The 13,000-nt window shown below is 53.1% G+C and carries 11 protein-coding genes and 2 riboswitches; of the genes, 8 read left to right on the top strand and 3 right to left on the bottom strand.

Annotated features, from left to right (window positions below):
* The first annotated feature begins 53 nt into the window (after nucleotides 1-53).
* A riboswitch (glycine riboswitch) is annotated at nucleotides 54-154 on the top strand.
* A gap of 3 nt (nucleotides 155-157) precedes the next feature.
* A riboswitch (glycine riboswitch) is annotated at nucleotides 158-259 on the top strand.
* A gap of 58 nt (nucleotides 260-317) precedes the next feature.
* The 6 genes from gcvT to HCZ99_RS01430 all read left to right on the top strand — a co-directional run bounded on the left by gcvT (nucleotide 318) and on the right by HCZ99_RS01430 (nucleotide 6,450).
* Complete coding sequence (gene gcvT / locus HCZ99_RS01455; RefSeq protein WP_167445127.1) at nucleotides 318-1,430, top strand: glycine cleavage system aminomethyltransferase GcvT; 1,113 nt, start codon at nucleotides 318-320, stop codon at nucleotides 1,428-1,430.
* Nucleotides 1,431-1,503: 73 nt separating this feature from the next.
* Nucleotides 1,504-1,875 (top strand): glycine cleavage system protein GcvH, encoded by a 372-nt coding sequence (gcvH, locus tag HCZ99_RS01450; RefSeq protein WP_167445126.1) that lies wholly within the window; start codon nucleotides 1,504-1,506, stop codon nucleotides 1,873-1,875.
* 2 nt (nucleotides 1,876-1,877) lie between these two features.
* Entirely contained in the window at nucleotides 1,878-3,233 is a 1,356-nt protein-coding gene (gene gcvPA / locus HCZ99_RS01445) for an aminomethyl-transferring glycine dehydrogenase subunit GcvPA (RefSeq protein WP_167445125.1), read from the top strand.
* Nucleotides 3,230-4,726 (top strand): aminomethyl-transferring glycine dehydrogenase subunit GcvPB, encoded by a 1,497-nt coding sequence (gene gcvPB / locus HCZ99_RS01440; RefSeq protein ID WP_167445124.1) that lies wholly within the window; start codon nucleotides 3,230-3,232, stop codon nucleotides 4,724-4,726. The genes gcvPA and gcvPB overlap by 4 nt, the downstream gene beginning before the upstream one ends.
* A 205-nt stretch (nucleotides 4,727-4,931) precedes the next feature.
* On the top strand, nucleotides 4,932-5,834 hold the full coding sequence (locus HCZ99_RS01435; protein WP_167445930.1) for a protein phosphatase CheZ: 903 nt from the start codon (nucleotides 4,932-4,934) through the stop codon (nucleotides 5,832-5,834).
* Between the two features lie 211 nt (nucleotides 5,835-6,045).
* Nucleotides 6,046-6,450, top strand: a complete 405-nt coding sequence (locus HCZ99_RS01430; protein ID WP_254869387.1) for a hypothetical protein — start codon at nucleotides 6,046-6,048, stop codon at nucleotides 6,448-6,450.
* 99 nt (nucleotides 6,451-6,549) lie between these two features.
* Here the strand turns inward: HCZ99_RS01430 and HCZ99_RS01425 are convergent, their stop codons facing one another.
* Both HCZ99_RS01425 and HCZ99_RS01420 read right to left on the bottom strand, forming a co-directional pair.
* Nucleotides 6,550-7,029 (bottom strand): peroxiredoxin, encoded by a 480-nt coding sequence (locus HCZ99_RS01425; RefSeq protein WP_167445123.1) that lies wholly within the window; start codon nucleotides 7,027-7,029, stop codon nucleotides 6,550-6,552.
* 211 nt (nucleotides 7,030-7,240) lie between these two features.
* Complete coding sequence (locus HCZ99_RS01420) at nucleotides 7,241-9,472, bottom strand: protein-disulfide reductase DsbD family protein (protein WP_167445122.1); 2,232 nt, start codon at nucleotides 9,470-9,472, stop codon at nucleotides 7,241-7,243.
* 364 nt (nucleotides 9,473-9,836) lie between these two features.
* On the opposite strand from HCZ99_RS01420, the gene HCZ99_RS01415 reads away from it, so the two are divergent.
* Nucleotides 9,837-10,415 carry a YqgE/AlgH family protein gene (locus tag HCZ99_RS01415; protein WP_167445121.1) on the top strand — a complete coding sequence of 193 codons (579 nt, stop codon included), beginning with the start codon at nucleotides 9,837-9,839 and terminating at the stop codon, nucleotides 10,413-10,415.
* Between the two features lie 111 nt (nucleotides 10,416-10,526).
* On the opposite strand, the gene HCZ99_RS01410 is transcribed toward HCZ99_RS01415, so the two are convergent.
* Complete coding sequence (locus tag HCZ99_RS01410) at nucleotides 10,527-11,345, bottom strand: hypothetical protein (protein ID WP_167445120.1); 819 nt, start codon at nucleotides 11,343-11,345, stop codon at nucleotides 10,527-10,529.
* Nucleotides 11,346-12,146: 801 nt separating this feature from the next.
* On the opposite strand from HCZ99_RS01410, the gene coxB reads away from it, so the two are divergent.
* The gene (gene coxB, locus HCZ99_RS01405) at nucleotides 12,147-12,998 is read left to right on the top strand and encodes a cytochrome c oxidase subunit II (RefSeq protein WP_167445119.1); all 852 of its coding nucleotides are present in this window, start codon (nucleotides 12,147-12,149) and stop codon (nucleotides 12,996-12,998) included.
* The last annotated feature ends 2 nt before the right edge of the window (nucleotides 12,999-13,000 follow it).

The raw sequence follows: 13,000 nt of genomic DNA, 5'->3' as shown, positions 1-13,000 counted from the left end.
AAATTAGGGGCTGGTCGGGTTGGGGGTAAATCCGTATAAGAACGCATACCCAATTGATCCCCGTGGGAGAGTGCCACGGTCTTAGACAGATCACGCGGACGCCGAAGGAGCAACCACCCCGGAAACTCTCAGGCAAACGGACCGCGGGGAGATGGGACTCTGGAAAGTAGGCGGCATCTTAAAGATGCTTGTCTCGCCGAAGATGTAAGCAGACCGATCCGTTAAATCGGCTGTGATTCTTTCAGGCTCCAAGACAGAGGGGGATGTGGTTGGCCATTGGTCGGCTATGTTTCACAACGACTGTCCGGGAGACCTTAATGGCGGATCAAGAGACCGTACTGCTTAAAACTGCCCTTCATGACCTGCATGTAGAACTTGGTGCCAAAATGGTGCCGTTCGCTGGCTATGACATGCCGGTTCAATACCCGTTGGGTGTTAAGGCCGAGCATCTTCATACCCGCGCCAAAGCCGGACTTTTTGACGTTTCACATATGGGCCAGGTCCGCCTGACCGGTGAAAACCGCGTCGCGGAGCTTGAAAAGCTTGTGCCTGGTGATATCGCGATCCTTAAACCCGGTCGCACACGTTATTCCACCTTTACCAGTGATGACGGCACCATTCTTGATGATCTTATGATCACCAATGCGGGCGAAAGCCTGTTTTTGGTGATCAATGCGGCCTGCAAGGATGATGATATTGTCCATATGCGCGCCAATCTTGGGGATGGTGTGAACCTTGAAGAAATCAATGACCGCGCGCTGATGGCGTTGCAGGGTCCAGAGGCCGCCAATGTTTTGGCACGCTTTGCCGCGGCGGTCGCAGACCTTAAATTCATGAGCTTTGCCGAGTTGGATATTGCGGGCATTCCGTGCTTTGTCACGCGGTCGGGTTATACTGGCGAAGACGGATATGAGATTTCCGTGCCCAATGACCGTGCCGAAGAATTGGCGCGCAAGCTTTTGGCGGAAGACGAGGTTGAGGCCATCGGCCTTGGCGCGCGTGATTCGCTGCGTCTTGAGGCGGGGCTTTGCCTGTATGGTAATGACATTAACGACACCACCACCCCGGTTGAAGGCGATCTGAACTGGATCATCAATAAGCGTCGCCGTGCCGAAGGCGGATTTAAGGGCGCTGATGTGATTTTGGATCAGCTGGAAAATGGTGCGGACATCAAACGTGTTGGCATCAAGCCCGAAGGCAAGGCACCGGCACGTGAACACACCGCGATCTTAAACAGCGACGGCGAAGAAATCGGCGAAATCACCAGTGGTGGATTTGGACCGACCGTCGATGGCCCGATTGCGATGGGCTATGTGGCAATTGAATTTGCCGCACCGGGTACCAAGGTCGATCTTATGGTGCGTGGCAAGGCCCGCCCGGCAGAAATCGTTGAACTTCCGTTTGCACCGCACCGTTATTTCCGCGGCTAAGTGCAGAAAACTTTCTTGAATGTGCGGCTGATCGCCGCGTTGGCAGACAATCGATCAACAGGGACGAAATACAATGGCTAAAAAATTCTCGCAGGAACATGAGTGGATTGAACTTGAAGACGGCATCGCGACCGTTGGCATTACCGATTACGCACAGCAGTCACTGGGCGATATCGTTTACGTTGAACTGCCAGAAGTTGGTAAAAAACTGACCAAGGACGGCGATGCAGCCGTTGTTGAATCCGTTAAAGCCGCCAGCGACGTTTATGCCCCGCTTGATGGCGAGATCGTTGAAGTTAACGAAGACCTTGATGATAACCCGGCATTGGTGAACGAAGCCCCGGAAACGGACGGCTGGTTCTTTAGAATGACGCTGACCGATGAGTCCCAGCTTGATGAGCTGATGGATGAAGCTGCTTATAACGACTTCGTCGAAGGCCTTTAAGCATGCGTTATCTTCCGTTAACCAGCGCTGATCGCGCGTCGATGCTTGAAACCATCGGGGCGTCGTCGGTCGAAGAACTTTACAGTGACGTTCCAGACGGTGCGTTGTTGGATGCCCCGGTTGATCTGCCAAGCCATCTTGGTGAAATGCAGGTCGAACGCGACATGATGGCGCTTGCAGCCAAAAACACCGGTGCATCAAGCGTGCCGAGTTTCCTAGGTGCAGGGGCCTATCGCCACCATGTTCCGGCGACAGTCGATTACGTGATCCAGCGCGGTGAGTTCCTGACGGCTTATACGCCGTATCAGCCGGAAATCGCGCAAGGCACCTTGCAGTATTTGTTCGAGTTCCAGACACAGGTTGCGTCGATCACCGGTATGGATGTGGCCAACGCATCCATGTGGGATGGTGCGACATCCTGTGCCGAAGCCGTATTGATGGCGTGCCGTGCGACCCGTCGTAAAAAGGCAGTTCTGTCCGGTGGTGTGCATCCGCATTACCGCGAAGTGACCGAAACCTATTGCCAGTATAGCGACACCGAAGTTGCCGGACGCGATGGCAATCCAGAACAGCAGGCAACGGTCGAAGAACTTGACGATCTGATTGATGATCAGACCGCATGTGTTGTGGTTCAGTACCCCGACGTATTCGGGCGCGTGCAGGATCACACCAAGCTTGCCGAAGTTTGCCACGCAAAGGGCGCGCTTTTGGTCGTTGTCTTTACCGAGGCGGTTGCCTTTGGCGCGATCAAATCGCCGGGCAGCTTTGGTGCTGACATCGTCTGTGGCGAAGGCCAGTCGATCGGTAATGCGCTGAACTATGGCGGGCCGTATGTTGGTCTGTTTGCCACGACCCAGAAACTGGTGCGTCAGATGCCCGGTCGTCTGTGTGGTGAAACCGTCGATCAGGATGGTAAGCGCGGTTTTGTTCTGACCCTTTCGACGCGTGAGCAGCATATCCGCCGCGAGAAGGCGACTTCGAACATTTGTACCAACTCGGGTCTGTGTTCGCTGGCCTTTACGGTGCATATGAGCCTGCTTGGCGAAGATGGGTATCGCCGTTTGGCCACATTGAACCATGAAAACGCCTGTAAGGCTGCCGATGCGTTGGATGCTGTGCCGGGTGTTACTGTGGTCAATGACAGCTTCTTTAACGAATTTACCGTGAAGCTTTCCAAGCCAGCGGCCGAAGTCGTTGAAACGCTTGTTGCCAAGAATGTTCTTGGTGGCGTTCCATTGTCGCGTCTGTATCCGAACCGTTCTGATCTGGACAATTACCTTTTGGTGGCGGTGACCGAAACCAATACCGATGACGACATCGCGGCCCTAGCGGACGCATTGAAGGAGGCGCTGGCATGACCTTCACAACCCATACCGGTAACCGTGGACTTGTTCTTGAAGAAAAACTGATTTTTGAACAGGGCCAAGCGGGCCGTACCGGCGTTGATTTGCCTGAGCCCAAAGGAACCAAATCGCGTCTTGGCGGTTTGGACCGTGACAGCGATGTTGGTCTTCCGGGGCTTTCGGAACCACAAGTAGTGCGCCACTTTACCCGTTTGTCACAGAAGAATTTCGGCATTGATTCCGGGTTCTTCCCGCTTGGGTCATGCACGATGAAGCATAACCCGCGCATCAACGAAAAAGTTGCCCGTCTGCCCGGTCTTTCTGATCTGCACCCGATGCAGCCGGAAAGCACGGTTCAGGGTGCGCTTGAGCTGATGGATCAATGTGCGCATTGGTTGCTGGTTCTGACCGGCATGCCCGCGGTTGCCATGTCACCGGCGGCTGGTGCGCAGGGCGAACTTTGCGGCATGATGGCCATTCGTGCGGCCCTTGATGCACGCGGTGAAAACCGTCGTCGCGTTTTGGTGCCGGAATCAGCACATGGCACCAACCCGGCAACGGCGGCGGCCTGTGGCTTTACCGTGGATTCAATCCCGGCAACCGAAGATGGCCGTGTTGATTTGGCCGCATTTGAAGCCAAGCTTGGCGATGATGTGGCCGGGATCATGTTGACCAATCCCAATACCTGCGGATTGTTTGAGCGTGACGTCCGCAAGATTGCCGATCTGGTGCATGAAGCTGGTGGCTATTTCTATTGCGATGGGGCGAACTTCAACGCCATTGTTGGTCGGGTGCGCCCGGCGGATCTTGGCATTGATGCGATGCATATCAACTTGCATAAAACCTTCTCGACGCCGCATGGCGGTGGTGGGCCGGGTTCCGGGCCGGTTGTGTTTTCCGATGCCTTGGCACCGTTCGCGCCGATCCCCTATGTGGTGCGCACCGAGAATGGGTTTCGTTTGGTCGAAACCGCAGACGAAAATGACGGCACCAAGCCGTTTGGTCGTCTGAAAGGTTTCCATGGTCAGATGGGGATGTTCATTCGCGCGCTGGCCTATATGAAAAGCCACGGTTCGGATGGTTTGCGGCAGGCATCTGGCGATGCGGTTCTTAATGCGAACTATCTGTTGGCCCGTTTGAAAGACAAGCTTAGCGTGGCCTATCCGGGCTATTGCATGCACGAAGCCCTGTTTGACGATGGTTTCCTGAAAGATACCGGTGTTTCGACACTTGATCTTGCCAAGGCAATCATTGACGAGGGTTTCCACCCGATGACGATGTATTTCCCATTGGTCGTGCATGGTGCGCTTTTGGTCGAGCCGACCGAGACCGAAACCAAAGAATCGATTGATGAATTCTGTGATTCGGTTCTGCATTTGGTGGGCAAGGCGCAATCTGGGGATGCGGAATTCTTTAAGAATGCACCGTATCTGACCCCACGTCGTCGTCTTGATGAAACGGCGGCGGCAAGAAAGCCAGTCTTGCGCTGGAAGCCGGAAACAGCTTGATCCGTAAGGTTTAGCGGTTACTTAGAACACCCCGTCCAAATGGTCGGGGTGTTCTTTTTCAAGGACTTGTCCTTGAAACTCGTTGGACTTGTCGCAATCTCAACCCTTATACTTGTTTCAATTGTGATAAACGGAGCCCGGTGGGGTTAAGTTTGGGGATAGTGCGATTGGGCGAATGCCCATTGCCGGAGGTTTGAATTCAATCATGTCGCGTCGGGTGCAAAAAGTGTTTACCGCAGAACGTCGTCTAAAAGAACGCGCGGGTGGGAGTGTCGAGGATTGGTCAGATTCATTTTTTGACCCGACCCTCGAAAGTGGTTTGGGGGCCGGGGATGTCTTGCCGTCGCCAACACCAACGCCTGTTTCCGCCGAGCCATCCGGCATCAATCAGGCGGTGCTTGATGAAATCCGGGCCTTGCGCACAGAAGTCGCCGAATTGCGTGACGCGGTTGGAAATGGGGGACAAGCAGCGTCATCTGCATCCGCATCAGACGATGCGCCGATGGATGTTTTGCCAGAACCGGTTTCAAGCGAGCCGTCACACAGCAATCGACCCGGGGCGGCCGAACCGGATCGTGATGATCTGGAATTGATCCGCACCCAGATCGAGCAGATGAACGAGCACATCCATAAGGCCAAGCTTCAGATAGCGTCGCTGCGTCATCCAAAGGCAGAAGATGATCGGTTCATCAATGCCGCGACGGAGCTGGATGCCATCGTCAAGGATACAGAGATGGCGACGCACACCATCCTTGAATCCGCTGAAATCATTGATGATTTGACGATGACGTTGAAAAATTCAGCACCGAACGATTTCGTTGCTGATCACGTCGAGCAAATCGCATTCAATGTGACGAAAATCTTTGAGTCCTGTAATTTCCAGGACATCACAGGCCAGCGTATCAACAAGGTTGTCAGTACCCTCGAATTTGTTGAGGAACGCGTACACAACATGATTTCTATCTGGGGCGAGGATGCGTTTGCGGATCTTCCTGTTCCAGAAAAAGAGAGCAAAGATGACGCACCGGAAGATTCTGACCTTCTAAACGGACCGCAATTAGAAGGCGAAGGTATCAGCCAGGACGACATCGACAAATTGTTCGATTAATCGGTTAAAGTTTTAGAATACTTCCTGTATCTAAACGACAAGAGTGATTAACGCCTTTTTGGAAAGCGTCGTTTGGCGTTTTTATCGGGCAGAATTAATCAACCAATCGTTTACATATACTGCGGTATGTTTATACCCAGAAGAATAATAAGCAATGTTGGGATGCGTGTAACATGTGTTTGCACGTGTTTTGACGTGCTTGGAGGAAGTTATGGGATTTTGGTCTCTTGGCTCTATTCGCCAACCAAAAGCACAAGATATCAAGTGGCGCAAAAGTCCGCGCGGGGACTATTACCGTCTGTTCATGATTGATGATGTTTCGGAACTGAAACTGGACGGTGTCGGTGGCGTTTACATTTTGTGGCACGGTGGTTTGCAGCCATCCTGGTTGCTTGCCGGTGCAACAGAAGATCTTGGCCACAGCTTTTCAGAATTGATGGATGACCCCGATATTCGCGAATATGACAGTCGTGGCCACGTCTTCATGAGCTGGTCGCCCATCGTCGAAGAGTTCCGCGAAGGCGTTGTGCATTTCATTGCGAAACACACCAATCCGACCTTTGAATGTGACTTCGATGACCGCGAAGACCCAATTCCGGTTTTGTTGCCGCGCTAAGTTATCTTTGGCTGTTACGCATAAAAGCTCCGCAGTGGCCTGCGGAGCTTTGTGTTTTTGTCGCGACGATTAACGTCGCGGACCGATTGGCCAGCGTGATTAAAGCTTCGGCAGAACGGCTTCTGCGCTGGAAACTTCAAATGCGCCCGGTTCTTCGACGGCCAAATGGGTGACTTCGCCGTTTTCGACAACCATGACAAAACGGTTGGCGCGTTTGCCAAGGCCGCGACCGGTCAGGTCAAGCTCAAGCCCGGTGGCATCAACAAAGGCAAGGTCGCCATCGGAAAGCATGGTGATGCCTTCGGCCTTTTCGCTTTCGGCCCATGCCTGCAGGACGAACGCATCGTTCGAGGCAAGGCAGACGATTTCATCAACGCCTTTGGCCTTAATTTCATCAGCTTTGGCGACGAAGCCCGGAAGGTGTTTGGCCGAACAGGTCGGGGTGAAGGCACCCGGAACAGCAAACAGAACGATCTTGCGGTCTGCGAAGAATTCTTTGGAATTGACAGCTTCTGGGCCGTCGCTGGTCGCGCGGAACAGGGTTACATCCGGGATTTTGGTGCCGACTGAAATGGTCATGGATATCTCCGTTATGTTGCGCGACCATTTTTGATCGCGTCATTGAGCGCATGCTTGGAAGCAAACTATAAAATCACTGGATGTACAATGAGATCCGTGACCGTCTTACCAAGTATAATGAATTCTACGCTGTACTGTCGCAATTGTTCCGATAATCCCAAGATGCGGCTGGAATGCGTTAGGAGCAAGGCAAGCCTTTAAAGCCCGACTTTTAGCGTGCATCCTTGATGGCATCTAAAACCGCATCTTTGCTGAGCAATTCAGAAAGCAAAACGCCGTCCGGTGTGCTTGGCCCAAAGACAGCATTAAACGGGATGCCATACCGGCCATACGATGCCAGATAGTCGGCGATCTGTTGATCGGGACGGGTCCAGTCGGCCTGCATCAGAACAATGTCGTCCTCGGCCAATGTGTTGGCGACGTCGTCGGTTTCCAAAACCAGTTTTTTGTTCACCTGACAACTGACACACCATTCGGCGGTGATATCGACAAACACCGTTTTGCCATCGGCAATCAGGGCGGGAATGGATTCAGGCGCAAATGCCTGCCAATTCAGGGCCTCATTCGTGCCATTGGGGCCATTCGCGGTATTTGATGCGGCGGGGGGGCGCGAGAAACCCGGTGCAAACAAGGCAACCAAGAAACCACATACCGCAAGGGCGGTGAAGATGAACCGGGTGCGCAAAGTTTGACTGCGGGTGCGGGCCCAGACAAACACCGACCCGAACACAAGCCCGATACCAACCGCAATCGCCCCACCAAGGCCGATTTGAACCGATAGAATACCAAGCAGCCAAACAGCAGTCCCGACCAGCGCGACACCCAGCACGACCTTGACCACATTCATCCATCGGCCCGGCTTGGGCAGCAGATGGGCGAGGCGCGGCTGTATGGCGATTGCCAAATACGGTGTGGCAAGGCCAATGCCCAGCAAGGTGAAAATCCAAAGGATGTCAAAGCTGCTGCCGGCTAGCGCGAAGCCAACAGCCGTGCCAAGGAACGGGGCCGAGCAGGGGGTGGCAAGCAGGGTCGCAAACATGCCGGTCATGAAATGACTGCTGAGGTGACGGCCCCCTTTTTCCTGCTGGGTGATGACGTCGTTGGCCGCTGTGCCCAGATTGTCCGAGCCGTTAATTTCAAACAGACCCCACATGTTCAGGGCAAACAGGGCCAGGACGATTGTCATGACCGTCAGGAAAAGCGGTTGCTGGAACTGAATGCCCCAGCCGATGGAGCCGCCGGCGAATTTGATGCCGATCAGCACCGCCGCAATCAGCCAGAACGAGGTCACAATGCCCGCCGCACTGGCCAAGAAGCCACTTCGTACCCGGCTGATTTCGCTGTCGCGGGCATTGATCGCCGACATCACCTTGATCGACAGAACCGGCAGTACGCAGGGCATGACGTTTAAGATCAAGCCGCCCAGCAAGGCAAATAGGCCGATGAGCCAGATATTGGTGCCAGCGCTGTTCGCAGATGAAGCGCCTTTTGCAGAAGACGCGGCGTTTGATGGCGTGCTGGTTTGGGACGATGATCCTGAGGCGTCTTGTTTCCCGACGGTCAGGTCCTGTTCGATGGCCAATGGCCCGGCCACCACGGTGACCGTGACCTTTTCCGAGGCAAGGGTTTCATCGGGTTTAAGGCCGAGTACAGGGATATCAAACGTGCGGATATCTGCATCATCGTTTTCATCGGTCATGACCGGCGCGCCAAAGCCGATGCGAAGCGGGCTTTCAACCATGATGTCATCAACCGACACACCGGCATTTGAGAGGCCGGAAACAGACAGGCGCAGCTGGGTTGCTTCGCCGCTTTGGGTCGGGAAAATGGAGGTGACGTTGATCGGAAGGTTGTCGCCGCTTAGCGGGACTTGCGAGACGAATTTTTCAATTTCGTGGGCATGCTTGCTGGTGATCGATGCATTTGACGCGGTTTTGGACGCATCGCCGCCCGCGGGTATGTCGAGTGCGAAGGTTGCGGATGCCGGGATGCAAATATCACTGCAGACAAGGTAATCAACGGCCAAATTCACCGCGACCGGATGTGTGCGATCGGGAATGGCAACATCAATTGGCAGGATGATGTGGTTTTTATAGCCAAATGTTTCGAGGCCAAAGATCGAAAATCTGTGTGGGGCGGGCCAAAGGATATGCGCATCCCCGACATTTTGCGATCCGGTCCAATCAAGATTGGGCGGAAAGCCCGCATCCCCCGCACTGCGCCAATAGATTTTCCAATCTGGTTGCAGTTCGAATTCAAGGCCAAGGCGAAGTGTATGTGATGGGCCGGTTTGGGTTTGGGCGCTGATAAGGCGGACAGACGTGAAGTCTTCGTCGGTCCACGGGGTTGCGACGTCCGTCGCCGCCACTGCCGGTAGCGTTAAGACCGGGGCGCAGAGGGCAGCAAGCAAAAACACAAACCGGGTGATCAGGTGGCGGAGCACGTCGATGTCCTTAAATTCGGTGGGCGTTATGATCTCTGCCACGGTGTCAAATGGCTGGCATTGTGATGCCGCTTGGGTGTGGCATAAATCAGGCGCTTTTTCACATAGGCAAGGCGTAATCCCAGCGCACGATCAAATCAAGCCACGACTGTGTGAAGGGTGTCTCTGAGGGGGGATTTTTTGCGGCGTGATTGTAAAATAGTCACGATATGCCGTGGCGAGGTCCCAAATGCGACATTACATCTAAGACAGCGCGATAGGACTGCGATGCGTGATATTTTGTCACGCGATGCGGGGTTCTTGATGGAAATGGATGCTTAATCGCGCTAGGCTTGACGAAACCAAAGACAGAAAGAGATCAAAAATGGGCGTGCGGAGCACAACAGGCGAATATCTTGGTGGGAAGTTGCTGATCGCAATGCCGGGCATGCGTGATCCGCGCTTTTCGCAAAGTGTTGTCTATGTCTGCGCGCACAATGAAGACGGTGCGATGGGGTTGGTGATCAATCGGGTGATTGACAGCATCACATTCCCCGAACTGCTTGAGCAGCTTGGCATTGCGCGCCCGGCCGACACCATCCAAGACATTCAGGTGCATTTTGGCGGCCCGGTCGAAAGCAGCCGTGGCTTTGTTTTGCATTCCACCGATTTTTCCAACGAAGCGACCTTGCATGTCGATAACGGGGTGTCGGTGACGGCAACCGTCGATATTCTAGAGCAAATTGCGCTGGGCGAAGGGCCGGAAAACCGTATCCTTGCCCTTGGCTATGCCGGATGGCGCAGCGGACAGTTGGAAAATGAAATTCTGGCCAATGGCTGGTTACATCTTGATGCGGATGCCGACCTTTTGTTCGACATTGATTGCGAAGACAAATGGGAACGGGCATTTACCAAGCTTGGCTTTGCGCCAGAATTGCTGTCGGGGGAAGCGGGCCACGCCTAAGGGGCTTTCGGTCATCTCAGCTTTGCTGTGTGACTTGATGTGACTAAACGCGAAAAAGCCTGCCGATTGGCAGGCTTTTGTCTGTTTGGGCTGATGCTGATAAAAGTCGGATCAATCAAACAGGGCGTCGATTTCTTCCTGTGAGAAGATCTGATCGACTTCGTCCTGATTAACGCGGGTTGCGTTTTCCGGTGCCTTGGTGACGGTCTTATCGAGATTGTCGAGGCCTTTGGGATCGGCTGGGATATCGAACTCGCCAAAGTCATCATCGCCCCAAATTTCGATCACGCGGGTGACGCGTTCCTCGATATATTTCATGGTGTTGACGACTTTTGTGATCCGCTGACCGGTCAAATCCTGGAAGTTACAGCTTTCAAAGACTTTGACCACCAGTTCAACGATGTCATCGGCAAGGCCCTGGGTATAGTCATCTGGCGCGGCAGAACGAATGTTGTGGGCCGCAGTATCGATTTTCTCGACCGTATCAAGGATGTTTGCAGTGGCATCCTCGGTCGCGGCAACGACAGAGTCCAACTCGCCCTTCACAATATTGATACGTGTGCCGCTGTCGTCTTCAGGGGCGGTATAAAGGGCGGCGATTTCCCTTTTGGTTTCCTGAATGGAATTGGCCAAGGCGCGAATTTCGGTTTTCAGCATCCGCAGTTCGGTGCGCGCATCGTCTTCATCGTCGTTTTCATGCTGCACGGTGAGCTTTTTTTGCTCTTCCATGATGCCACGGATGTCGGAAAGCAGCTCAGCCTTTAGCTCTTCAATGGCATGGTGAACCGCCGATAGGTCCGGGCCGCTGCCAGGTTGGTGCGGTTCGGAGGGCATCTCGGTTGGCAAGGCGACAATGTCGCTCATGGTTTCGAGTTTGTTGAGCAACCGCAATTCGGCGGTGAACAGTTTTTTGCTTCCGTGGCGTGCCATTAACGAACCTCTGAATTTAACAATCGGTATCGCGCAAGAGACGTTGGCATCCCTTTGTTTGATAATCAGCGAAATCCATACTTTAGAACAGCGTAATCTGCAAACGCGATCTCGCTAACCGACTTCCTATCGGTGATATTGGGGAAAGCACCTGATAATTAAAGGCTTGGAACCTTGAATTTATCGCCCAGCAAATAAATTTATCTCTTATCGGGCGCGAATCGACCGATGCTGGATGCGACAGCGGTCTGATTTTGCACAATATTATTAGAAAAGTTGCAGGCGTAAGGAAGCCGTAACGGTGTTTTGGCAAAATAGGGATGTTTTGGTGCAAAAAACTTTTGCGATTTGATTTATCCATTGGTTGAAGTGTTTTGCAGGTCATTCTCTGTTTATGTTGCGTGGCAACAATTTCATGCGCTGCAGAATTATTCTGAAACAAATGGCGGTTTTTCTATCTAGGCGTGGGTATTTAGAGTTTTTTTAGATAAAACCAAAGCGCTAAAATGACCGTATGATAGGTAGGTTTTTGGTGCATCGCAGCGAGGTTTTTTCTGGATCAGATGCCCTAGATGCGCTATTTGCCTGCGTTACCGATGTACTTTCATGTGCAGGACAATTAAGAATAAGATATGTCAGAGGAAATACTCCGGCTTCGCGGTTGAGGTAATCTTTGGTTGAGATGGCAAGCCCCTATTGCAGAGGGACCCGTAACTTGCCAGATGAACAATAGACCAAGGTCACGGACGGAGACGATTGAGGCATATCGCCTTGAGATGTAATGCGAGGGGGCAGATTCGCATGTCGATCAAGAAGCTATTTCCCATTCTTTTGCTGGGATTGGCGGTACTCACCGGGCTTGATGGTTCGGCTGTGGCCGCTGTTGGTCAGGCAGAACCTTGGCAGCTTGGGCTGCAAGATCCGGTTTCGCCGGTGGCTGTCGAAGGCCACGATTTCTTTATTCTACTGACCTGGTTGATGACGATCATCACCGTGGTGGTTTTGGTATTGTTGCTTTACGTTCTGTATCGCTTCAGCGCGAAACGTAATCCGGTACCGTCGAAAACCACCCACCATACCCTTCTTGAGGTGGTTTGGACCGTCGTTCCGGTTCTTATTCTTCTTGTGATTGCGATCCCGTCTTTCCGACTGCTGTATTTTGCAGACCGTGTCGAGGATGCCGATCTTACCCTTAAGATCATTGGTAAGCAGTGGTATTGGACATACGAATATCCCGACAATGGCAACTTCACTTTCGATTCTTTGATGATCGACGAAGAAACCGCCGTTGCCGAAGGTAAAATGCGGTTGCTTGATGTGGACAACCCGGTTGTTCTGCCCGTGGATGCCAATATTCGCCTGATCATGACGTCCGATGATGTGATCCATAACTGGGCCATGCCATCCCTGTTTATCAAGCTTGATGCCGTTCCGGGCCGACTGAATGAAACCTGGACCCGCATCCCGGCCGAATATGCCGGCACGACCTTTTATGGTCAGTGTTCGGAACTGTGTGGTGTGAACCACGCCTATATGCCGATTGCTGTTAAAGCTGTTACAATGGAAGAATACGAGGCTTGGGTAACCAAGGCACAAGAACAGTTCGCATCAGCAGACTTGCCGTCTTCGGTTTCCGTGGCATCGGCAGAGTGAGG

It is taken from the genome of Thalassospira lucentensis, assembly GCF_011806425.1.
Taxonomy (GTDB): Bacteria; Pseudomonadota; Alphaproteobacteria; order Rhodospirillales; family Thalassospiraceae; genus Thalassospira; species Thalassospira lucentensis_B.
Note: the sequence above shows the minus strand (reverse complement) of the source record. Positions and strands in the feature narration are given on the sequence as shown.